General features: G+C 73.2%; 18 protein-coding genes. 13 read left to right on the top strand and 5 right to left on the bottom strand.

The genetic code is table 11. The annotated features are described in order from the left end of the window. Positions 1–28: 28 nt before the first annotated feature. On the top strand, positions 29–1,108 hold the full coding sequence (locus AC07EG_RS02080; protein WP_478251085.1) for a potassium channel family protein: 1,080 nt from the start codon (positions 29–31) through the stop codon (positions 1,106–1,108). 60 nt (positions 1,109–1,168) lie between these two features. Further along, positions 1,169–1,621: a hypothetical protein gene (locus AC07EG_RS02085; protein ID WP_478251086.1), complete on the top strand. Its 453-nt coding sequence runs from the start codon at positions 1,169–1,171 to the stop codon at positions 1,619–1,621. A gap of 8 nt (positions 1,622–1,629) precedes the next feature. Here the strand turns inward: AC07EG_RS02085 and AC07EG_RS02090 are convergent, their stop codons facing one another. Continuing rightward, complete coding sequence (locus tag AC07EG_RS02090; RefSeq protein WP_478251087.1) at positions 1,630–2,757, bottom strand: neutral zinc metallopeptidase; 1,128 nt, start codon at positions 2,755–2,757, stop codon at positions 1,630–1,632. Between the two features lie 213 nt (positions 2,758–2,970). On the opposite strand from AC07EG_RS02090, the gene AC07EG_RS02095 reads away from it, so the two are divergent. The 5 genes from AC07EG_RS02095 to AC07EG_RS02115 are packed head-to-tail and all read left to right on the top strand — an operon-like array spanning position 2,971 to position 8,066. Next, a complete protein-coding gene (locus AC07EG_RS02095) occupies positions 2,971–4,086 on the top strand; it encodes a YciC family protein (protein WP_478251088.1) in 1,116 nt (371 codons plus the stop codon). Next, on the top strand, positions 4,083–4,706 hold the full coding sequence (locus AC07EG_RS02100) for a DUF4129 domain-containing protein (protein WP_478251089.1): 624 nt from the start codon (positions 4,083–4,085) through the stop codon (positions 4,704–4,706). Before AC07EG_RS02095 ends, AC07EG_RS02100 begins: the two co-directional genes overlap by 4 nt. Next, positions 4,703–5,839 carry a DUF4350 domain-containing protein gene (locus tag AC07EG_RS02105; RefSeq protein ID WP_478251090.1) on the top strand — a complete coding sequence of 379 codons (1,137 nt, stop codon included), beginning with the start codon at positions 4,703–4,705 and terminating at the stop codon, positions 5,837–5,839. The genes AC07EG_RS02100 and AC07EG_RS02105 overlap by 4 nt, the downstream gene beginning before the upstream one ends. After that, on the top strand, positions 5,836–6,795 hold the full coding sequence (locus AC07EG_RS02110; protein WP_478251091.1) for an AAA family ATPase: 960 nt from the start codon (positions 5,836–5,838) through the stop codon (positions 6,793–6,795). Before AC07EG_RS02105 ends, AC07EG_RS02110 begins: the two co-directional genes overlap by 4 nt. Continuing rightward, positions 6,795–8,066, top strand: coding sequence for a DUF58 domain-containing protein (locus AC07EG_RS02115; protein WP_478251092.1), 1,272 nt, complete (start codon positions 6,795–6,797; stop codon positions 8,064–8,066). Before AC07EG_RS02110 ends, AC07EG_RS02115 begins: the two co-directional genes overlap by 1 nt. On the opposite strand, the gene AC07EG_RS02120 is transcribed toward AC07EG_RS02115, so the two are convergent. After that, the gene (locus AC07EG_RS02120; protein ID WP_478251093.1) at positions 8,063–9,070 is read right to left on the bottom strand and encodes a stage II sporulation protein M; all 1,008 of its coding nucleotides are present in this window, start codon (positions 9,068–9,070) and stop codon (positions 8,063–8,065) included. The genes AC07EG_RS02115 and AC07EG_RS02120 overlap by 4 nt on opposite strands. A gap of 78 nt (positions 9,071–9,148) precedes the next feature. On the opposite strand from AC07EG_RS02120, the gene AC07EG_RS02125 reads away from it, so the two are divergent. The 6 genes from AC07EG_RS02125 (at position 9,149) to nudC (ending at position 16,867) form a co-directional block, all read left to right on the top strand. Beyond that, entirely contained in the window at positions 9,149–9,979 is an 831-nt protein-coding gene (locus AC07EG_RS02125; RefSeq protein WP_478251094.1) for an RDD family protein, read from the top strand. 224 nt (positions 9,980–10,203) lie between these two features. After that, a complete protein-coding gene (locus AC07EG_RS02130) occupies positions 10,204–11,859 on the top strand; it encodes a DUF2207 domain-containing protein (protein WP_478251095.1) in 1,656 nt (551 codons plus the stop codon). Next, positions 11,856–13,172 carry a DUF2207 domain-containing protein gene (locus tag AC07EG_RS02135; RefSeq protein ID WP_478251096.1) on the top strand — a complete coding sequence of 439 codons (1,317 nt, stop codon included), beginning with the start codon at positions 11,856–11,858 and terminating at the stop codon, positions 13,170–13,172. Before AC07EG_RS02130 ends, AC07EG_RS02135 begins: the two co-directional genes overlap by 4 nt. 10 nt (positions 13,173–13,182) lie before the next feature. Then, positions 13,183–14,469, top strand: coding sequence for a M16 family metallopeptidase (locus AC07EG_RS02140; protein ID WP_478251097.1), 1,287 nt, complete (start codon positions 13,183–13,185; stop codon positions 14,467–14,469). Continuing rightward, positions 14,466–15,851: a M16 family metallopeptidase gene (locus AC07EG_RS02145; RefSeq protein WP_478251098.1), complete on the top strand. Its 1,386-nt coding sequence runs from the start codon at positions 14,466–14,468 to the stop codon at positions 15,849–15,851. The genes AC07EG_RS02140 and AC07EG_RS02145 overlap by 4 nt, the downstream gene beginning before the upstream one ends. Next, positions 15,848–16,867, top strand: coding sequence for an NAD(+) diphosphatase (gene nudC, locus AC07EG_RS02150; RefSeq protein ID WP_478251100.1), 1,020 nt, complete (start codon positions 15,848–15,850; stop codon positions 16,865–16,867). The genes AC07EG_RS02145 and nudC overlap by 4 nt, the downstream gene beginning before the upstream one ends. Positions 16,868–17,055: 188 nt before the next feature. Here nudC and AC07EG_RS02155 read toward each other — a convergent pair whose 3' ends face one another. The 3 genes from AC07EG_RS02155 to AC07EG_RS02165 are packed head-to-tail and all read right to left on the bottom strand — an operon-like array spanning position 17,056 to position 19,703. After that, positions 17,056–18,129 carry a histidine phosphatase family protein gene (locus AC07EG_RS02155; RefSeq protein WP_478251231.1) on the bottom strand — a complete coding sequence of 358 codons (1,074 nt, stop codon included), beginning with the start codon at positions 18,127–18,129 and terminating at the stop codon, positions 17,056–17,058. Positions 18,130–18,131: 2 nt separating this feature from the next. Further along, positions 18,132–18,869, bottom strand: coding sequence for a zinc ribbon domain-containing protein (locus AC07EG_RS02160; RefSeq protein WP_478251101.1), 738 nt, complete (start codon positions 18,867–18,869; stop codon positions 18,132–18,134). 24 nt (positions 18,870–18,893) lie between these two features. Further along, positions 18,894–19,703: a Nif3-like dinuclear metal center hexameric protein gene (locus AC07EG_RS02165; RefSeq protein ID WP_478251102.1), complete on the bottom strand. Its 810-nt coding sequence runs from the start codon at positions 19,701–19,703 to the stop codon at positions 18,894–18,896. Positions 19,704–19,721: the final 18 nt, after the last annotated feature.

The raw sequence follows: 19,721 nt of genomic DNA on the forward strand, positions 1-19,721 counted from the left end.
TGATCCAAGCACGCCGCGGGGAGCAGGCATGATCAAGCGCATCCCCTTCCAGCTGGGCGACCGGTTGCACGACCAGCCCGACCACGAACTGGTCGGCGTGATCAAGATGCCGGAGCACACGGTCAGCCCGCTGCGGGCGATCGTGAAACGGGTGATCGGCGCCAGCCTGGCCCTGCTGGCCACCGTGCTGATCGTCTACCTCGACCGGGACGGCTACCGCGACGCCAACGGCGACGGGCTGACCTTCCTGGACAGCGTGTACTACGCCACGGTCTCGCTGTCGACCACGGGTTACGGTGACATCGCCCCGGCCACCCCGTCGGCGCGCTTCGTCAACGTCGTGGTCATCACCCCGCTGCGGGTGCTGTTCCTGATCGTGCTGGTCGGCACGACGCTCGAGGTGCTCACCGAACGGTCGCGCCAGGCGTTCAAGATCCAGAAGTGGAGGCACAAGGTGCGGGACCACGTGGTGGTCGTCGGGTTCGGGACCAAGGGCCGGGCGGTGGTGAAGACGCTGCTCGGCGACGAGAACATCGAGCCGAGCCAGATCGTCGTGGTGGACACCGACCAGCAGGCGCTCGACGCCGCCGGTGTGCTCGGCCTGGTCACCGTGCACGGGTCGGCGACCAGGTCGGACGTGCTGCGGGTGGCCGGCGTGCAGCGGGCGCGGGCGGTGGTGGTCGCCTCGAACCGCGACGACTCCGCCGTGCTGGTCACGCTGACCGCGCGGGAGCTGGCGCCCAAGGCGCACATCGTGGCTTCGGTGCGCGAGGCGGAGAACGTGCACCTGCTCAAGCAGTCCGGCGCGAACCAGGTGGTCATCTCCAGCGAGACGGCCGGGCGGCTGCTCGGCATGGCCACCTCCACGCCGCTGGTGGTGGACATGGTGGAGGACCTGCTCACCCCGGAGTCCGGGCTGGCCATCGCCGAGCGCCCGGTGGAACCCTCGGAGGAGGGCGGCTCGCCGCGGCACCTGCCGGACATCGTGCTGGGGCTGGTGCGCGACGGGCAGCTGTTCCGCGTGGACGCCCCGGAGGCCGACGCCATCGAGCCGGGGGATCGGCTGCTCTACGTCAAGAAGGTCACCCCGGCGGAGCAGTCCAGCTGATGATCTTGGTCCGGCTGGGCTAGGTGCGTTCCGTTACGGCGGTCTGGAACGATTGCCGGTGTGGTCGGGTCTTCGCGTCTCCCGGCGCGGTGGCGGGAGATCGCCGTCGCGGCGGTCACCGGTGTGCTGGTGGTGCTGGCCGTGTGGCTGGCGCCGGGCGTGCTCGGGGTCAACGGCGGGACCGGCGAGACCGTGGTGCGGGCCACCGTGACGAAGCCGTTGCCGTGCACGAACACCGGGGCCAGGGAAGGCGTCCGGGTGGAGGTCGACGGCCAGCGGCGGGACGCCACGCTGAGCGCCTGCGGGCACAGCGAGGGGGAACAGTTCGACGTGGCGGTGCCGGCGGGTGCCGGTACCGGGCCGCTGGAAGTGCGCATCGTTCCGGCTGCCCGGGGTGACAATGCGCTGTTGCGGCCGGTGGCTCTCGGTTTGCTGGCGTTGAGCTGTGCGGCCGGTGGTGGTTACGCCTGGCTGTACCTGCGGGGGCCGCGTCGGCGCGCGGTGTTGATTTGAGCGGGTGACTACGAGACCGAGGAACTGCTCGCGGCGAAGGTGTTGCAGTCGACGATCCGGTTGTCCTTGGCCCCCGCCCGCCACCACGACGCGTAGTGCGCGTTCGTGCCGTGGTCGCGGCTGCCGGAGGTGTTGTCCCCGCGGGTCTCCTGGTCGTCCCACGCCTTGTCGTACATGTCCCGGGTGATGGTGCCGCCGCGGTCCACGTGCGCCCCGAGGAACATGCCCGAGAAGCACTGCGCCTGCAACTCCTTGCGCCGCGCCATTTCCAGGCCCGCCTCGGAGTTCTGCCCCGCCGCGTAGATCTCCTCCCACGCGGCGTCCATCAGCCCGGCCACCTCCTGCACGTGGTGCCCGTACTCGTGGGCGAACAACGCCAGGTACACGCCGGGGTTGTTGCCGTACTGGTCGGTCTGCAGCCCGCGGAACGGCACGTACAGGTTGCTCTCGCAGTAGTACGCCGCCGTGGCGATGCCGACCTGGATGTTGCCGCATTCGGTCTGGAAGCTCGAACCGGTCGGGAAGTGCAGGCTCGGCGGGCTGAACGGCAGGTTGTAGTGCTGCAGGAACGGCCCCCACGCCGCGTCGAGGCACTGGCTGGCCGCGGTGAAGAACGCCTCCGCCGCGGCCTGGTTGCTCTGCCAGCCGGGCAGGTTGCACACGCGGTTCTTCAGCCCGGCCGCCGGGTCCTGCAGGATGGGGTGGTCGGCGAGCTTGAACACCTTCTGCGGACCGCTGGACGACGGGCTCTCCGCCGACCGCGAACTGCTCGGCGCCGACCGCGTCGAGGACGCCGTGCTCGACGAACCACCGGTCGGCTCGCTCGGCGTGTCGCTCAGCGTGGCCGGGGCGATGGTGCCCGCGTCGGCCACCGAGTCCCGGTTGGAGCTGACCGCGACGACCACCACGACCAGGCTGACCACCAGCAGCACGGCGGCACCGGCGCAGACCGCGATCAGCGGCCCGTTCGACTTCTTCTTCGGCGGCCCGCCGTACGGCGGCAGCTGCTGCCCCCAGTGCGGTGGCGGGTACCCCGGCGGACCGGGGGCCGGGCGCGGCGGCGGGAGCGGGCCGGACGGGGGCTGCTGGCCCCGGTGGCCTGGCTGCGGCCACGGGCCCTGCGGCGGTTGCGTCATAGAGAAGATCCCCGGCTGTCTCCGGCACTGGTGGCCTCGGCGGTCACGACTGCCGAAAGCATATCCACTCGGCCGCGGCGCCGGGGCCCTTCCGGGCGAATGGGCCGGTACCGGCCGCACCGGGTGCCCGGCTTCCGCCGAGTCGCGTTGGCCCGGGCCCACCTGCTCTGAAAGAGTATTCGGGGTCACCGGGAACAACAGGGGCAGGAGCCGATGAGCGACACGAATGGGTGGGCGACCCCGGGCGGGCCACCGCCGCAACACCAGCCGCACGGCTGGCCGCAGGCCCCGCAGCCGGGTCCGCGCTGGAACCCGGACGGGTACGGCAAGCCGGGGGTCATCCCGCTGCGGCCGCTGAACATCGGTGAGATCCTCGACGGCGCGTTCACCACCGTCCGGCGCAATCCGGCGATCATGCTCGGCGTGTCGCTGGTGGTGGTGCTGATCACCCAGCTCGCCGGTTACCTGATCAGCCTGCCGCTGCTGGACGACCTCAACCGCGCCACCGAGGCCAGCAACCGGGTGCTCACCGAGCAGCAGGCGCTGGACCTGGCGACCGACCTGCTCGGCTCCAGCGCACTGGTGGCGCTGGTCAGCGGGCTGGTCTCGGCGCTCGGCTCCAGCTTCCTCGACGGTTTCCTCACCGTGGTCGTCGGCAAGGCCATCCTCGGCCGCAAGCCGACCTTCGGCGAGGCGGTGAAGGAGGCCCTGCCGCGGCTGCTGCCGCTGCTCGGGCTGACCATCCTCTACACGCTGATGATCTTCGTCGGGCTGGTGCTGTGCATCGTGCCGGGTGTCTACGTGGCGGTCGTGTTCGGCCTGGCCACGCCCGCGCTGGTGCTGGAGAAGGCGGGTGTCGGCACCGCGTTCAAGCGGTCCGCCCTGCTGGTGAAGAACTCGTTCTGGCGGGTGCTCGGCGTGCTGCTGCTCGGCATGCTCATCTCCTGGGTGATCAGCCAGGTGGTCTCGCTGCCGTTCACCCTGGCCGGCGACTTCTCCGGGTTCACCACGCTGTTCACCGGTGAGGTGCCCGAGTACACCGCGTCGGGCCTGCTGCTGACCACGCTCGGCTCGGTGATCGCGCTGACCTTCACCTCGCCGTTCGTCTCCGGTGTCCGGTCGCTGGTCTACATCGACCAGCGCATGCGCAAGGAGGGCATGGACCTGCAGCTGGCCCGCGCCGCGGCGGCGCCGGCAGCGCCGCCTGCCGGGTCCACCGATCCGACGCCCGCCGCGGGCATCCCGCTGGGCCAGGCCGAACCGCCCGCGACCGGAGAAGCCGAGGAGGACCAGCCCAAGCAGGACCCAGAGCCGCCGCGCCCGTCGTGATCCCGGTCGACATCGGCCGGGACGAAGCCGCCGAGGCGGCCCGGCGGGAACTCGCCGATCCGGCGTACCGGGCGGCCGAGCCGTCCGTGCTGGAGCAGGCCATCGACTGGGTGCTGACCCGGCTCGGCGAGCTGTTCGCCGCCGCCGCCGAGTTGACCACGGCGACCCCGCTCGGCTGGCTGCTGCTCGCGTTGCTGGTGGTGGTCGTCGTCCTGGTGATCCGGTGGCGCATCGGGCCGACCCGGCGGCGGGCGAAGGCGTCGAACGAGGTGTTCAGCGGGGAGAAGCTGACCGCCGCCGGTTACCGCCGGGCCGCCGAGACCGCGCTCGCCGAGGGCCGGACCGCCGACGCCGTGCGCGACCGGTTCCGCGCAATCGTTTGCGGCCTGGAAGAGCGCGGGGTGCTGGACGTCCGTTCCGGGCGCACCGCCGACGAGGCCGCCACCGAGGCGGGCCGCCGGCTGCCCGCCCTCGCGGACGAACTGCGGCACGGCGCGGTCCAGTTCGACGACGTGTTCTACGGCGGCCGCGCGGCCACCGAGGCGGGCTACCGCCGGCTGGCCGCGCTCGACGAGGCGGCGGCCGGGACCCGGCCGACGGCCGCCGGGGCCGCCCGGTGACCTCCACCTCGCCCGACGCCGCGAAGATCTGGCGTGCCGCGAAAACGCCGTTGCTCATCCTGGGCGTCCTGCTCGCCGGTGTCCTGGTGCTCGTGCTGGTGCGCGGCGACGAGGGGGCGCGTGAGCAACTGCACCCCGATTCCTACGCCCCTGACGGCGGTCGCGCGCTCGCCCAGCTGCTCCGCGGCCAGGGCGTCCGCGTCGACCAGGTGGACACCTTCGGCGAAGCCCGCTCGGCGGCCGGTGCCACGCTGCTCGTCGCCAAGCCGGACCTGCTGCCGCCGGAACGGCTGGTCGAACTGCGCGACCGGGCGCGGCACCTGGTGCTGGTGGGTGCGCAGGGCCCGGGCGTCGGTGCGGTGCTGCCCGGCACGCAGGTCGCCGGGCTGGCCGAGGAACGCGACCGGCAGCCCGAATGCCCGCTGTCGGCGGCCGTCGCCGCGGCCGAGGCGACCTCGGGCGGGATCCGGTACGAGCCGGGCGACGGCGTGCTCTCCTGTTATCCCGACGGCGACGCGGGCACGCTGGTGCAGCGCTTCGGCGGCCCCGTGACCACGGTGACCCTGCTCGGCACACCGGCCCCGCTGACCAACGCCCGGCTCGACGAGGCCGGCAACGCGGCACTGGGCCTGCGCCTGCTCGGGGCGAACGAACGCGTGGTCTGGTACCTGCCGTCGGCCACCGACCCGTCGCTGGGCGGGGACGAGAAGTCGCTGCCCGAACTCGTGCCGGACGGGGTGAAGTTCGGGCTGGTGCAGCTGTTCGCCGCCGCGGTGGTGCTCGCGCTGTGGCGGGCGCGGCGGCTGGGCCCGGTGGTGCACGAACCGCTGCCGGTGGTGGTCCGCGCGGCCGAGACGGTGGAAGGCCGGGCGCGGCTCTACCGCCGGTCCGGGGCGCTCGCGCACGCGTCCGGAACGCTCCGGCAGGCCGCCCGCGCCCGGCTCGCGCCCCGGGTCGGCCTGGCCCCCGACGCCGAACCCCCGGCGCTGCTCGGCGGGCTCGCCGCCCGGACCGGCCGTCCCGGCGCCGACCTGCACGCCCTGCTCTACGGCCCGCCACCGGCCGGTGACCCGGAGCTGGTCCGGCTCGCCGATGAACTTGACCGACTGGAGAAAGAGGTCGACGACCGATGACGTCCGCTGCTGACGCCCGCGAGGCACTGATCGCGCTCCGTGCGGAGGTCGCCAAGGCCGTGGTGGGCAACGACGGCGCGGTGAGCGGGCTGATCGTGGCCCTGCTCTGCCGCGGGCACGCGCTGCTCGAAGGCGTGCCGGGGGTGGCGAAGACGCTGCTCGTGCGGGCGCTGGCGACCGCGCTCGACCTGAAGACCACCCGCGTGCAGTTCACCCCCGACCTGATGCCCGGCGACGTGACCGGTTCGCTGGTCTACGACGCGCGCACGGCCGACTTCTCCTTCCGCGAGGGGCCGGTGTTCACCAACCTGCTGCTCGCGGACGAGGTCAACCGGACGCCGCCGAAAACCCAGTCCTCGCTGCTGGAGGCGATGGAGGAGCGGCAGGTCTCGGTGGACGGCACCCCGCGTGCGCTGCCCGACCCGTTCACCGTGATCGCCACGCAGAACCCGGTGGAGTACGAGGGCACCTACCCGCTGCCGGAGGCGCAGCTCGACCGGTTCCTGGTGAAGCTGACCATGCCGGAGCCCTCGCGGGAGGACGAGTACGGCATCCTCCTGCGGCACGCCGAGGGGTTCGACCCGCGTGACCTGACCGCGGCCGGGGTGCGGCCGGTCGCCGGGCGGGCGCAGCTGGAGGCCGGGCGGAAGGCGGTCGCCGACGTGAAGCTGCGGCCCGAGGTGATCGCCTACATCGTCGACCTGTGCCGCGCGACGCGGACCTCACCGTCGGTGCGGCTCGGCGTTTCCCCGCGTGGGGCGACGGCGTTGCTGGCGGCGGCGCGGGCGTGGGCGTGGCTGGCCGGTCGCGACTACGTCACCCCGGACGACGTGAAGGCGCTGGCCAGGCCCGCCCTGCGGCACCGGCTCGGGCTGCGGCCGGAGGCCGAGCTGGAGGGGGCGACCGCGGACGGGGTGCTGGAGCGGGTGCTCGCTTCGGTGCCCGTGCCGCGCTGATGGCGATCACCGGGCGCGCCGGGCTGGTCGCGCTGGCGGGCGTGGTGGTGGCGGTGCGGTGGCCGTCCTGGCCCACCCTGCTGGTGCTGGCTTCGGTGCTGCTGCTGGGGATCGGCGTCGACCTGGGGCTGGCGGCGAGCGTCCGCGCGCTGACCTTTTCGCGCTCCGGGGCGGATTCCGTGCGGTTGGGCGAAACCGCCGAGGTGACGTTGACGGTGGAGAACCCGGGGCGGCGGCGGTTGCGTGGCCGGTTGCGGGACGCGTGGCAGCCGAGCGCGGGGATCGCCGAGGACCGGCACTCCGTGGTGATCCCCGCTGGGGAGAGCCGCCGGGTGGTGGCCGTGCTGACCCCGACGCGACGTGGTGACCGGCGGGCCGCGGCGGTCACCGTGCGTTCGTTCGGGCCGCTCGGCTTGGCCGCGCGGCAGGGTTCGCACGACGTGCCGTGGTCGTTGCGCGCGCTGCCGCCGTTCCACAGCCGGCGGCACCTGCCCGCCCGGCTTTCGCGGCTGCGTCAGCTGGACGGGCGCCAGGCGGTGCTGGTGCGGGGGCAGGGCACGGAGTTCGACTCGCTGCGGGAGTACGTGATCGGCGACGACGTGCGGTCGATCGACTGGCGTGCCTCGGCCAGGGCCGCCGACGTGGTGGTGCGGACTTGGCGGCCGGAGCGGGACCGGCACGTGGTGCTGGTGCTGGACACCGGCCGGGTGGCGGCGGGCCGGGTCGGGGACGTGCCCCGGCTGGACGCTTCGATGGACGCCGCCTTGTTGCTGGCGACGCTGGCGACGCGGGCCGGTGATCGAGTGCAGCTGATCGCGTATGACCGCGTGCTGCGGGCTTCGGTGCGGGGCGCGGGGCCGTCGCTGGTGAACGCGATGGCGCCGTTGGCGGCGGAACTGGTCGAGCCGGACGTGCGCGGCATGGTCACCGAGGTGCTGAGGCGGGCGGGGCAGCGTTCGCTGGTGGTGTTGTTCACCGGCTTGGACTCGGTGGAGGACGGTTTGCTGCCGGTGCTCAGTTCGCTGACCGCGCGGCACCGGGTCGTGGTGGCGGCGGTGGCGGATCCGCGGGTTTCGGAGATGGCTTCGTCCCGGGGTGACGCCGAGGCCGTTTACGACGCCGCCGCGGCGGAACGGACGCTGGCGGAACGGCGGCAGGTCACCGGTCTGCTGGGGAGCCGGGGCGTCGAGGTGGTGGACGCGGTCCCGGCGGAACTGGCACCGGCGCTGGCCGACCGGTACCTGGCGCTGAAGGCCGCCGGTCGCCTCTAGGCCGAACTCGGTGCGGTGTCGGCGGTGAAGCGGGCGTCGAGGTCGCCGGTCTCACCCGCGGCCGCGGCTCGGCGGCCCAGGATGAAGACGTAGGCGAAGAAGACGAGTTCGGCGGCGACGCCGATGCCGACGCGGGCCCAGGTCGGCAGGCCCGACGGGGTGACGAAGGCTTCGATCACGCCGGTGACCAGCAGCACGCACGCCAGGCCGAGGGCCATCAGCACCACGGTCCGGCCCTCCTGCGCGAGCGCGGCGGCCCGCGTGCGGCGGCCGGGGTCGATCACCGTCCAGCCCAGCCGCAGGCCGGTACCGGCGGCGACGAAGACCGCGGTCAGTTCCAGCAGGCCGTGCGGGGTGATCAGGCCGAGGAAGATGTCGAGCCGCCCGGCCGCGGTCATCAGCCCGCCCGACAGCCCGACGTTGAGCACGTTGGTCGCCAGGATGTAGAGCACCGGCAGGCCGAACAGCACCCCGAGCAGCAGGCACCCCGCCGCCACCCAGGCGTTGTTCGTCCACACCCGCGCGGCGAACGAAGCCGCGGGATCGCTGGAGTAGTACGACTCGAAGTCACCGCCGGGCGCGGTCAGCTGCCGGATCTCCTCCGGTGCCGCGACGGCGGCCTGCACCTCGGGGTTCATCGCGATCCACGCCGACACCGCGGCCGAAGCCAGCAGCGAGACCACCATCACCGGCACCCACCAGCGCCAGCTCCGGTACACCGCCGCCGGGAAGCGCTGCGAGAAGAACAGGCCGAACTCACGCCACGCCGGGCTGTGCGTGCCCGTGATCGCCGACCGCGCGCGGATCACCAGCTGGGAAAGGTGCTCGACGACGGCCGGGTCCGGCGCTTTCGCGCGCAGGGTGGACAGGTGCGTGGCGGCGCGCTGGTAGAGCCGCACCAGTTCGTCCGCCTCGGCCCCGGTCAGCCTGCGGCTGTGCTCGGTGAGCTGCTCGAGCCGGTCCCACGCGGGCCGGTGCGTGGCGACGAAGACGTCGACGTCCATCCCGGTCCGTTCCCCTCGGTTCCAGTGCCTCCGACAGTACTACCCTCGGGCGGAACCCATTGCCTGCGAGGGAGCGCCATGTCCGAACTGGTCACCGGCGACGCCGTGGTGCTGCGGCTGCGCGTCGCCGCCGTGCCCACCCGCTGCCTGGCCTTCCTGCTCGACGTGCTGCTGCAGGCCGCCGTGCTGATCGGCCTGCTGCTGGTCGCCGGGGTGGCGCTGGCCACGTCGCTGAGCGAGGCGCTGTTCCTCACCGTCTCGCTGGTGCTCGTGGTGCTCACCCTGGTCGGCTACCCGGTGGCGATGGAGAGCCTGGCAGGCGGCCGCACCCTCGGCAAGATGGCGCTCGGCCTGCGGGTGGTCCGCGACGACGGCGGCCCGATCCGGTTCCGGCACGCGCTCACCCGCGGGCTGGCCGGGTTCTTCGTCGACTTCTGGGCGCTGGGCGTGGCCGGGGCGGTGGCGCTGGTGGTGGCCTTCGTCTCCGGCCGCGGCAAGCGGGTCGGCGACTACCTGGCGGGCACCGTGGTGATCTCCGAGCGGACGCCTGCCGCGGTCACCCCGGTGATCGTGATGCCGCCCGGCCTGGCGGGGTGGGCCGCGCAACTGGACCTGGCGCACCTGCCGGACGCCGCCGCGCTCGACGCGCGCCAGTACCTCGGCCGCTACCCCGAGTTCAGCGAGGACGCCAGGTGGCAGCTCGGTTTCCGGATCAGCCAGGAGATCGCCGCGGCCATCGGCACGCCGGTGCCGCCGGGCATGCCGTACTGGGCCTACCTGTCCGCCGTGCTCGCGGAACGACGGCGGCGGGACCACGCCCAGGCGTGGCAACCCCCGCAACAGCAGCCCCCGCAGCCGCCACCACCGCCGCCGCCCGCCGGGGAACTCCCCTTCGCCCCGCCGAGCTGAGTGGGACGGACATGGAGAGAGAACAAACCCAGCCACCACGCGTGGTCGCGCCGGTCAACGGGCCGAGGCACGCCGTGCCGCTGAGCGGCCCGTCGCGCCTCGGCCCGTTGACCGGCTCGAAGCGACCACGCCGCCGCGCCGGAGGCGCGGCCGAGAGCACAGTTCTGACATGTTCTTCTCGAAACGGACCGGCGTCCGGGCGGGGTGGTCTATGGTCTAGCACCGTGTTCAAGCTTGCGGGGCTCACCGCGATCGCGCTCGTGCTGGGCGGCGGCGTGGCCGCCTCGGCCCAGGAGCCGGAGACCCAGTCGGACGCCGGGGTGACCGTCGGCGTCGAACTGAAGGTGGAGCCGGACGGCCTGCTCTCGGTGACCGAGACGGTGACCGTCCCGAGTGGACAGGAGGCGACCCGGCACGCCCCGCTGCGGCTGCTCGTCGGCGAGGACACCGAGCGGGTGTTCGCCGTGCGCGACGTCACCACCGACGGCGCGGGGGCGGCCGAGGTGACCGGCGACGAGTTCGTCATCCGCGCACCCGAGGGCGAGACCACTGTCCAGTACACAGTGGACGGTGCGGTGGCCGAGCTGCGCGACCAGCAGGAGATCCGCTGGCGGCTGGCCGGTGGCTGGGACACCGACCTGGCCGGGGTCACCGGTTCGTTCGTGCCGCCGGTGCCGGAGGCGTCCTCGATCCGCTGCCAGGCCGGGGGTTCCGGCGGCCAGTGCGAGCTGGCCGACACCGCCGACGGCGGCGTGATCAAGGTCGAGCACGGGGAACTGGAGGCGGGCGACCCGGTCGACCTGGCGGTCGGCCTGCCTTCGGCGACCGTGCCCGCCAACGCGCGGTTCGCCGACACCTCCCGCCTGGCCAACGCCTTCGTGCTGACCACCACCGCGGTGTTCGGCTTCGCCGTCGCCGGACTGGGCACCGTGGCGTGGTGCGGGTTCCTGTTCTGGAGCCGCCGCCGGGACGCGAGCGTGCCGGAGGCGCCGGACGAGCCGTCGAAGCTCCTGGTGCGCGAGAACGGCCGGGTGCTCTTCGCCTCGCCGGACGGGGTGCTGCCCGGGCAGGTCGGCACCATCGTCGACGGCAAGGCGGACGTGGTCGACGTGACCGCCACCGTCGTCGACCTCGCCGTGCGCAACTACCTGCTGATCGCCCCGGTGCGCGACGCCGACGGCATCACCGACTGGCGGATCTCCCGCCGCAACGACCCGGACGACAGCCTGCACCCCTACGAGCGCGCGGTGTTCCAGGCCGTGCTGCCCTCGGGGGCGGAGACCTCGCTGCTGTCCGAACTGCGCACCGGGCGCGGCCTCGACCTGAAGCCGTTCGACCAGGCCATGTACGCCGACGTGGTCGGGCGCGGCTGGTTCTCCCGGCCGCCCGGCTCCGGCCGCGGCTTCGCCGGCTGGGCGGGGGTGGTGCTGGCGCTGTCCGGTTTCCTGCTCACCGTGGTGCTGGCGCTGTCCGAAGGGGACGCCCTGCTCGGGCTGGCGCTGATCGTGTTCGGCCTGGCGATCACCGCCGGGGCCGGGCTGCTGCCCAGGCGCACCGCCCGCGGCCGGGCGGTCGCCGGGCAGGTCCGCGGGCTGATCGACTACCTCCAGAGCGTGCCCGCCGACGAGATCCCGGACGCCGACCGCGAACTGGTGTTCTCCCGTTCGCTGCCCTACGCCGTGGTGCTCGGGGAGACCGAGCGCTGGCTGAACACCTTCGCCGAGCTCGACCCGGAGGCCGACGGCGCCGCCGGGCTGTACTGGTTCGGCGGGCTGGAAGGGGAACGCGACCTCAAGCGGCTCGGCACGCACCTGCCCGCCCTGCTCACCGCCCTGGACGGCGTGCTCGCCGAGGCGGGGCACCTCCGGTCGCTGCGTTGATCCCGCTGGTGGCCGCGGTGCTGCTCGCGGTGGCGCCGCCGTTGCCGACGCTGCCGCAGAGCGCGGAGATCGAGCTGCGGGTCGAGCGCGACGGCGCGCTCTCGGTCATCGAGGCCGTGTCCGCCAACGAGCCGATGACCCGGGAACTGCCGCTGCGCCAGCCGGTCGGCGGCGACCGGGACCGGGTGCTCACCGTGCGGGAGGTGAGCCTCGAAGGCGACGGGCACGCCGAGCTGACCGCCGATTCGTTCCGGGTCGAGCTGGCCGGCACCGCCGTGCTCCGGTACACGGTGGACGGCGCGATCACCACCGGCCCCACCGGGCCGCAGGTGTACTGGCCGCTGGCGCAGGGCTGGAGCACCGAGCTGGAGTTCGTCCGCGCGTCGCTCGCGGCGCCGAAGATCGCCGAGGCGATCCGCTGCGTCGCGGGCCCCAAACCGTGCCTGGCCGCGCAGATCGACCACGCCGGGCTGACCCGGTTCAGCCACCGGGACCTGCCGCCGGGGCAGCGGATGGTGATCACCGTCGACCTGCCGCCCGGCTCGGTCCCGGCGAACGAGCGGCTGGTCCCGTCCGCCACGCTCGGTGGTGCCTTCCTGGTCACCACGCCGGTGGCCCTGGCGTGGGCGGTGCTGGGTTTCCTGGTGCTCGGCTGGGCCTTGTTGATCTTCTTCCTGCGCCGGTGGTGGCCGAAGGCGCGCGACGGGTACCCACCCGGGTACGCGGGCACGCTGGCCGACGGCCGCGTCGACGCGATGGACGCCGCGCTCACCCTCGCCGATCTTCGTGACCGCGGGCACTTCACGGTGGAGGGCGGCACGCTGGCGCGCACGGAGTCCGAGGACTCGTTGCGCGAGTTCGAGCAGGTGCTGCTGGATCAGGTGTTCGCCAGTGGAGAACACGAGCGCCGCGAAGCGGCACCGTCGAGGGGGGCGGGCAGGCGGGTGGGAGAACGGGTCCGGCTCGACGACCTCCGGATCGACCTCGCCGAACTCGACCGGTTCGCCCGCGCCGACCTCCGGCGGGACGGCCTGCTCCGCACCCCGCGGCTGCGCCGGGCCGGGGTCCGGATCGTCTTCTACGGTGCCTTCCTGACCGGCCTGCTCGCGCTGACCGTGGGACACGCCCAGCTCGGCGTGGTGCTGGCGGTGGCGGGCGCGGCGCTCGCGCTCGGCGCGGTGGCGCTCCCGGCCCGCACCACCCGCGGGTCGGCGGTGCTGCGCGGGCTCGCCGAGCGGTACCGGCCGGGCACGGCGGACGAGTTCACCCTGGCCGCCGCCGGTCGCTCCCACCGTGTCGGTGTCAACCCGTAGGGTGGCGGGCATGGCCGTACCCGAGCTACACAGGTTCAAGTTGGACAACGGGCTGCGCGTGGTGCTCGCGCCGGACCCGACCGCGCCGGTGGTCGGTGTCGCCGTGCACTACGACGTGGGCTTCCGCTCCGAGCCCGAGGGGCGCACCGGGTTCGCGCACCTGTTCGAGCATCTGATGTTCCAGGGCAGCGAGAGCCTGGAGAAGCTGGCCCACTTCCGGCACGTGCAGTCCAGCGGCGGCACCTTCAACGGGTCCACGCACCCGGACTACACCGACTACTACGAGGTGCTGCCCGCCGCCGCGCTCGAGCGCGCGCTGTTCCTCGAGGCCGACCGGATGCGCGCGCCGAAGCTGACGCAGGAGAACCTGTCGAACCAGATCGACGTGGTGAAGGAGGAGATCCGCCTCAACGTGCTGAACCGGCCGTACGGCGGGTTCCCGTGGATCCTGCTGCCGCCGGTGCTGTACTCCACCTTCGCCAACGCGCACAACGGCTACGGCGACTTCGTCGACCTGGAGCAGGCCACGCTGGACGACTGCGCCGCCTTCTTCGACACCTTCTACGCCCCGGCCAACGCGGTGCTCACGGTGGCGGGCGACTTCGAGGTCGGCCGGGCCCGCGAGCTGGTCGAGAAGCACTTCGGCGACGTGCCGTTCCGGCCGGCGCCGGAGCGCCGGTCGTTCGCCGAGCCGCGGCCGACCGAGGAACTGCGCGGGCACCACGTCGACCCGCACGCCCCGCTGCCCGCGCTGGCCGTCGGCTACCGCATGCCCGACCCGGTCGGCGAGCTGGACGCCTATCTGGCGAACCTGGTGCTCGCCGGGGTGCTCACCGACGGTGACGGGTCGCGGCTGCAGCAGCGGCTGGTGCACCGCGACGCCATCGTCACCGACATCGGTGCCGGTGCCGGGTTGTTCGGCCCCTTCGAGGCCCGCGATCCGGACACCTTCTCGATCACCGCGATCCACGCGCCGGACGTGCCCGGCGACCGGGTGCTCAAGGCCATCGACGAGGAGATCGATCGGCTCGCCAGCACCCCGCCGGACGAGCGCGAGCTGGCCAAGGTGACCGCGCGCTGGGCGGCGGGCATGCACTCCGAGCACGACCGGATGGTCTCGCGCACGCTCGCCCTGGGTGCCTTCGAACTGCTCTACGAGGACGCGAGCCTGGTGCACGGCCTGGCCGACCGGTTCGCCGCGGTGACCGCGGACGACGTCGCCGCCGCGGCCAAGGCGCTGCGCCCCGATTCACGTGCGGTGCTGGTCGTCCAGCCCGAAAAGGGAGGAAGCAAGTGACCGCCGTCGAGCGCACCGAACACCGCGGTGCCGAGGAGATCGGCCGCACCGAGCGGGGCCCGCGCCCGCTGCCGCCGCTCGGCGAGCAGCGCGCCGCCGCCGATCTGTCCCATGTGGACACCGAACTGGCGAACGGGCTGCGCGTGCTGGCCGTGCGCAAGGACACCGTGCCGCTGGTCGAGCTGCGGCTGAGCATTCCGTTCGCCGGCACCGATCCGCTGCACCCGGCCACCGCCGAGGTGCTGGCCGAGACCATGGTCACCGGCACCGCCCGCCGCGACCGCGTGGCCATCGACACCGAGCTGGCGCTGATCGGCGGCGAGCTGAGCACGATGGTCGACCCGGAGCGGCTGGCGGTCAGCGCCAGCGCGCTGGCCAGCGGGCTGCCCACGCTGTTCGACGTGCTGGCCGACCTGCTCACCGAAGCGTCCTATGTGGACGCCGAGGTCAGCAGGGAGTCGGCGCGGCTGATCGAGCGGCTGGCCATCGCCCGCACGCAGCCGCGCACGATCGCCCGCGAAGCACTGCAGCGCAAGCGTTATGGCAACCACCCGGCGACCTTCGAGGTGCCGCAGGCCGACGACGTGGCCAAGGTGGAGCCGGAGCTGGTGCGCCGGTTGCACGCCGAGGCGGTGCTGCCGCGGAACTCCACCCTGGTGATCGTCGGTGACATCGATCCCGAGCAGGTGGTCGCCGACCTGGAGCGGGCGCTGGGCGGCTGGGCCTCGGACAAGGCGGCGAACCTGCTGCCGGACCTGCCGGAGCTGACCGGTGGCGACGTGCTGCTGGTGCCGCGGCCGGGTGCGGTGCAGTCGCAGCTGCGGCTGTCCGCGCAGGCGCTGCGCCGCACCGATCCGCGGTACGCGCACCTGCAGCTGGCGAACCTGGCCTACGGTGGTTACTTCTCCTCGCGGCTGGTGGAGAACATCCGCGAGGACAAGGGGTACACCTACAGCGCGCACTCCGGTTTCGAGTTCACCGGCAACTCCGCCACGCTGCTGGTCGACGCGGACACCGCCACCGACGTGACCGCGGCGGCGCTGCTGGAGACCCGGTACGAGCTGGGCAGGCTCGGGCTGGTGCCGCCGACCGCCGACGAGGTGGAATCGGTGCGCCAGTACGCCATCGGCTCGCTCGGTATCTCCACCTCCTCGCAGACCGGCCTGGCCGGGCAGCTGTCCGCGCTGGTGCAGGCCGGGCTCGGCTTCGAGTGGCTGGCCGGGCACCCGGAGCGGCTGGCCGCGGTCACCGCCGAGGAGGTCGCCGAGGCGGCACTGGACTTCTTCGCCCCGCACCGGTTCACCGGCGTGGTGGTCGGTGACGCGGAGAAGGTCGGGCGGCGGCTGCAGGCCATCGGCGGGGTCACGATCGGAGACGCATGACCCAGCCGTTCCAGCTCGACCGGTTGCCGACGCTCTCGCGGTCCACTGTGGACCGCCAGGAGAACCTGCGCGGCGACCCGGACCGGTTGCACGCGCGCTGGTCCAGCGCCCGGGTGGTGCTGCTGGACGCCAAGTCCGGCCGCACCCCCGTACCGCGCGACGGCGACGCCCTGGCCACCCGCAAGGCGCTGGCCTTCGGCGACGAGCCGCCGGAGGACGCGGCGTTCCTCGGTGAGTGGGAGGGCGTGGACTACTGGACCCTGCCCGGCGCGCCGCCGGAGAACGGCGAGTGGGTGACGCTGACCGGGAGCTGGGGCCTGCGTGACCGGGCACCGCTGGCCGACGGTGAGGTCTGGGTCGACCTGCGGGGCCACGGCGACCTGCTGGACGACACCTCCGCCGGGCTGTTCACCACCGCGATGGCGTTGCGGAACTGGCACCACCGCGCGGGTTTCTGCGCGCGGTGCGGGAGTCCGGTGGAGCGGGTGCAGTTCGGCTGGGCGACCAGGTGCACGCGGTGCGGGCACGAGGAGTACCCGCGCACCGACCCGGCGGTGATCTGCCTGGTGCACGACGATGTCGGCGTCAACGGTGAACGGGTGCTGCTGGCGCGGCAGCCGATCTGGCCGAAGGGCCGGTACTCGATCCTGGCGGGTTTCGTCGAGGCCGGGGAGTCGCTGGAAGGCTGCGTGGAACGGGAAATCCGCGAGGAGGTCGGCGCCGAGGTCTCGGCGATCCGGTACCTCGGGAGCCAGCCGTGGCCGTTCCCGCGGTCGATCATGCTGGGCTTCACCGCACGTGCGGACGCCTCGAAACCCCTGGTCCCCCAGGACGGCGAAATCGAGTCGGCGCGGTGGGTGACGCGGGCGGAGGTGCTGGAGGCTTTCGAGTTGGGCCGGGGCGGCCGCCCCGATCCGGAGGACCCGGAGTTCGATCCGGACCGCCTGGTCATGCCGGGCAATTCCTCCATCGCCCGGGTGATGCTGGAGGCATGGGCGGCTGCTCCGGCCGGTTGAGCCGGGCAACTTCATCGCCCGGCTCGTGCTCGAGCCTGGGCAAGTCGCCCCCGTTCACCTGAGTGGCTGGGAGCCTAGGCAGCGGTTCAGATCACCTGAGTTGCTGGGGAGCCCGGGCGGCGATTCCACCCTTCGACCGCGAGGTCGCTCAAAAGCGACCTCGCCGTCGCGCCGGAGGCGCGACCAAATCACAAGTGCGAGATGTCGTTGACCAGGCGGACCGAGGCGTTGCCGTCCGGGTAGAACTCGACGATGGACAGCGAAGCCAGGTCCAGGTGCAACCGGAACAGCAGTGAAGGCCCCGCGTCCAGCCCCAGCCGCAGCAGGGACTTGATCGGGGTGACGTGGCTGACCACCACCAGGGTGCGTCCGGCGAAGCGCTCGACCAGGTCGTCCCGCACCGCACGCACGCGGCGGTGCACCGCGTCGAAGCTTTCCCCGCCGGGTGCCTTCACCGACGAATCGCTGATCCAGCCCGAGTGCAGCTCCGGGTCCCGTTCGGCGGCTTCGGTGAAGGTGAGCCCTTCCCAGCTGCCGAAGTCCGTCTCGATCAGGCCCTGGTGCGTTTCCACCCGCCCGCCGAGCGCATCGGCCACGGACTGCGCGGTTTGCTGCGTGCGCAGCAGCGGCGACGAGATGACCGGCGCGGGCTCCCCGTCGACGACCAGGCCCTCCATCGCCGCGAGCCGCTTCGCGGCGGCGTCGGCCTGGCGGCGGCCGTGGTCGGTGAGCGGCACGTCGCCGCGCCCGGAGTACCGCCGCTCCACCGACATCCCGGTCTGGCCGTGCCGCAGCAGCAGGAACTTCGTCGGCGTGCCCTGTGCCCCGCTCCACCTCGCCGGGGACACGCGGTCGGTGGGCTTCCCGGCCTGGGTGTCCATCGCCTCGTTGGCCAGGCGGTCGGCGTGCGAGTTGCTCGCCCGCGGGATCCACTCGTAGTGCACCCGGTCGAAGTCCGCCGCCAGCTCCCGCGCCCGCGCGGCCAGCGGCTGCAGGTCCGGGTGCTTGATCTTCCAGCGGCCGGACATCTGCTCGACCACCAGCTTCGAGTCCATCCGGACATCCACTTCGGACGCCCCGAGTTCGGCGGCCGCGGCCAGTCCGGCGAGCAGGCCGGAGTACTCGGCGAAGTTGTTGGTCGCCACCCCGAGCCCGGACCGGCGTTCGGCCAGCACCTCCCCGGTCCCGGCGTCCTTGACCACCGCGCCGTAGCCGGCGGGCCCCGGGTTGCCCCGCGATCCGCCGTCGGCCTCGACGACCACCTTCACAGGCCGGACTCCATGGTCCGCACCAGGATGGCGTTGCAGTTCTCGCACTGCACGACCTCGTCCTCGGCCGCCGACTTGATCTCCGAGACGGTGTTGCGGTCCAGCTCCAGCTGGCACGACCCGCAGCGGCGGGACCGCAGCAGCGCCGCGCCGATGCCGCGCTGCGCCCGCACCCGCTCGTAGAGCTTGAGCAGCGGTTCGGGGAACTTCGGCGCCAGTTCGGTGCGGTCCTGCTCGCGGCGCGCCTGGCTGGTGTCGATGTCGGCGAACGCCTCGTCGCGGCGGCGACCGGCCTGCTCCAGCTGCGCGTTGACCTTGTCCACCTCGGCGCCGGTGCGCTGGGCGTCCAGTTCGAGCGCCTCTCGGCGTTCCATCAGCTCCAGCAGGTCGTCCTCCAGCGCGGTCTGGCGGCGCTGGAGGCTGTCCAGTTCGTGCTGCAGTTCGGTGAGCTGCTTGGCGCCGACCGCGCCGGACGCCATCGCCTTGCGGTCCTTCTCGCTGCGGGTGCGCACGGAGTCGATCTCGCGCTCCTGCCTGGCCACCTCGCGGTCCAGGTCCGAGGCGTTGGTCTGCACGGAGACCAGTGCGTCCTTCTTCGCCCGCAGTTCCTGCTCCAGCTCGGCGATCTCGGCCAGCTCCGGCAGCGTGCGTCGCCGGTGGGCCAGCCGGGACAGCTCCGCGTCGACCTTGGCGAGTTCCAGCAGGCGGCGTTGCACGGCGGGTTCGGCCTTCACGGTGTCGTCACTCCCTCGGGGACTTCAAGCGCGGATCGTCCACGGGTCGGTGCACCGCGTGGAGACGTGAATGTCGACGGTACCGGCAAGCGCGTCCCGCACGACGGCCGAGGCTTGCCCGCACCACGGCCATTCGCTGGCCCAGTGCGTCACGCCGACCAGCGCGGGCACCGACGGCCCGCCTTCGAGGTGCTCACCCGCCCGGTGGTGACGCAGATCGGCGGTCACGTAGGCGTCCACCCCGGCGGCCGTGGCGGCGTCGAGATAGCTGTCCCCGGCGCCGCCGGACACCGCCACCGTGCGGATCTCGCGGTCCGGGTCGCCGGCACCGTAGCTGCCGGGCCGGGTCTCCGGCAGCGCGGCGGACACCCGTTCGACGAACCGCGCGAACGGCTCCGGCTCGGGCAGCTCGCCGATGCGGCCGATGCCGGTCCTGCCGTCCGGGTTCGGCGCCAGCGGCTTCAGCACCCGCAGCCCGATGGCCTCGGCGAGCGCGTCGGAGACCCCCGGGTCGGCGGCGTCGGCGTTCGTGTGCGCGCAGTACAACGCCACGCCCGCGCGGATCATCCGGTGCACCAGCCCGCCCTTGGGCCGGTCGGCAGGCACCCCGTGCACGCCCTTGAGCAGCAGCGGGTGGTGCGCCACGAGCAGCTGCGCACCCAGCTCCAGCGCCTCGTCGACGGTGGCTTCGACCGGGTCGACGCAGACCAGCACCCGCTCCACCGGTTCGGCGGGATCCCCGCAGACCAGGCCGACCGCGTCCCACGGTTCGGCCAGTTCCGGCGGGTAGGCGGCTTCCAGTGCGGCGATCACGTCGGCGAGTTGGACGGGCATGCCGGTGATCCTCGCATG

The sequence above is a fragment of the Amycolatopsis sp. NPDC045836 genome, assembly GCF_056431745.1.

Coding starts and splice junctions, on each gene's coding strand:
- AC07EG_RS02080 (WP_478251085.1), top strand. CDS start 29: ATGATCAAGCGCATCCCCTTCCAGCTGGGCGACCGGTTGCACGACCAG.
- AC07EG_RS02090 (WP_478251087.1), bottom strand. CDS start 2,757: ATGACGCAACCGCCGCAGGGCCCGTGGCCGCAGCCAGGCCACCGGGGC.
- AC07EG_RS02095 (WP_478251088.1), top strand. CDS start 2,971: ATGAGCGACACGAATGGGTGGGCGACCCCGGGCGGGCCACCGCCGCAA.
- AC07EG_RS02110 (WP_478251091.1), top strand. CDS start 5,836: ATGACGTCCGCTGCTGACGCCCGCGAGGCACTGATCGCGCTCCGTGCG.
- AC07EG_RS02115 (WP_478251092.1), top strand. CDS start 6,795: ATGGCGATCACCGGGCGCGCCGGGCTGGTCGCGCTGGCGGGCGTGGTG.
- AC07EG_RS02120 (WP_478251093.1), bottom strand. CDS start 9,070: ATGGACGTCGACGTCTTCGTCGCCACGCACCGGCCCGCGTGGGACCGG.
- AC07EG_RS02125 (WP_478251094.1), top strand. CDS start 9,149: ATGTCCGAACTGGTCACCGGCGACGCCGTGGTGCTGCGGCTGCGCGTC.
- AC07EG_RS02140 (WP_478251097.1), top strand. CDS start 13,183: ATGGCCGTACCCGAGCTACACAGGTTCAAGTTGGACAACGGGCTGCGC.
- nudC (WP_478251100.1), top strand. CDS start 15,848: ATGACCCAGCCGTTCCAGCTCGACCGGTTGCCGACGCTCTCGCGGTCC.
- AC07EG_RS02165 (WP_478251102.1), bottom strand. CDS start 19,703: ATGCCCGTCCAACTCGCCGACGTGATCGCCGCACTGGAAGCCGCCTAC.